The organism is Stutzerimonas stutzeri (assembly GCF_024448935.1).
Classification (GTDB): Bacteria; Pseudomonadota; Gammaproteobacteria; order Pseudomonadales; family Pseudomonadaceae; genus Stutzerimonas; species Stutzerimonas stutzeri_AO.
This window is the reverse complement of the sequence record NZ_JAMOIE010000215.1, coordinates 1-1,658: the sequence shown is the minus strand read 5'-3', so window position 1 is coordinate 1,658 and position 1,658 is coordinate 1. Positions and strand designations below refer to the sequence as shown.

The window sequence follows — 1,658 nt, the reverse complement described above, 5'->3', positions numbered from 1 at the left end:
CTGGTCGCCAAGCCAAAACTGACTGCGGTGTAGGCTTTGTCTATGGCGATTTCGACCGAATGCAGCGGGGCCCCCGGCATGCGCAAGAAGGCGGCCAGCACACCGGAAGCGTCCACCACCGCGACGTTGACGCGTATACCCATGGCCTGCGCCGCCTGCACTGCGGCACCAACTGCCTCGTGTGCGGCGTGCCAGTCAATCGTGGGCACGACGATGCTGTGAGTCGGGTTAGGGGCTTGCGGTGAAATGGTCTTTTGCATGGGTGGTTATCCGTTATTGAAACAAAGGCGCCCCAAGCTGATGAATCAAGACTTGGGGCCCCCACTGGTCATTCAATCGATCATGTGTACACATCTGTGAACGACGACACCATCTCGCCGGTGTGGAAGAAAATTGCGCGACCCGCTTGATCTTCGGTCCAAGTCGTCACCGGGCGGTCCCGCTGCGCCTGGTACCCCAGTCCTGCAAAGGTCTCATTGCGGTTGCCGCTAGGGTCGAAGAAATAGATCGTCTCGCCGCGCGTGAAGCCATGGCGTGTAGGTGACACATCAATACGTACCTTGTTCTTGGCCATGACATCGCCCGCCTTGAGAATGTCGTGCCACGAGTCCAGGAAATACGAAATATGGTGCAGGCCGGGAGTCGGCGCACCAACAAACGCAATGTCATGCGGCTTGCTCGAGCACGACAGGAACGATGCCGACTGGAATGAGCCATCGGGGCCGACGGTCAATTGCTCGGTCTGGAAAAAATCCAGCACATCAATGAAGAACCGTGTGTTGTCGGCCACCCTATTGACACCAGTGCCCGGATCGAACTCACACATCAGTAGTACGTGATCCAACCAGTGCGCCCCGGCACCCTTGATGCTGTCTGGCCACGGATCGGGATTGATGCTACCCACCTCGGTGCCGACGTTTTCTTTCATGGCGTAAAGACGCATTTCGTGCGTGCTTGGCAATTTAAACACCAGCATGCGCCCCGTGGATGGCAGCGTGCCCTCGGGCATCATGGTGGTCTTGGTGCCAGCGGCTTCAATCCTAGCTTGGAAGGCGTCCAGATCACTGTCTTTGGTAACCTTGTAGGCGACGTGGTTCATTCCAGCCCTGTCCGATGGGGTGAGGATAAGGGAATATTTATCCCACTCGTCCCAACATTTCAGGTACACGTTCCCGGCATTGTCCTGCATGGTCGTCTTTAGGCCCAGCACGTTTTCGTAGTGCTTCACTGCTGCGGCCATGTCCATCACGTTGATGCTGACGTGGCCAACTCTCATAATACTCATGTGTGTCTCCTTCATTTGTTAATAATCTCGTTCGTTGATGAAACGAACCCTTTTGAAAAAACCTTTTCAAACTTGCCCACCACCTCCAGTTGAACCGGGGTGACCGGCGCCACACGGCAGGCCAGGGTGAAGCCGCGTGCTTCCTCTGCGGCACTGACATGCGCGCGGCTAACAGGACCCAGAGGCCGGCATTGACCCTCAATAACATGGACCTTGCAGACCCCACAGCCGCCGTTGACGCAGCCCACCGGGATGCCCTTGCGGCCCAGGCGCAGCATGCCTTGCAGCAGACTCTCATCCGTGGCGCAGGGAAAGGTTTCACCGGTTTGCATGACATGCACGCTGACCTTGGGGCGGGTGTCGAAGAACATGC

Annotated in this window: 3 protein-coding genes; all 3 read right to left on the bottom strand. The window is 57.2% G+C overall.

The features are described from left to right. The coding region (locus NA637_RS24915; protein ID WP_256075233.1) for a GlcG/HbpS family heme-binding protein at nucleotides 1–260 on the bottom strand (260 nt) is incomplete at its 3' end. Between the two features lie 80 nt (nucleotides 261–340). Next, complete coding sequence (locus NA637_RS24910) at nucleotides 341–1,285, bottom strand: catechol 2,3-dioxygenase (protein ID WP_256075231.1); 945 nt, start codon at nucleotides 1,283–1,285, stop codon at nucleotides 341–343. 11 nt (nucleotides 1,286–1,296) lie between these two features. Beyond that, a partial coding sequence (locus NA637_RS24905) for a 2Fe-2S iron-sulfur cluster binding domain-containing protein (RefSeq protein WP_012477628.1) occupies nucleotides 1,297–1,658 on the bottom strand: 362 nt, incomplete at its 5' end.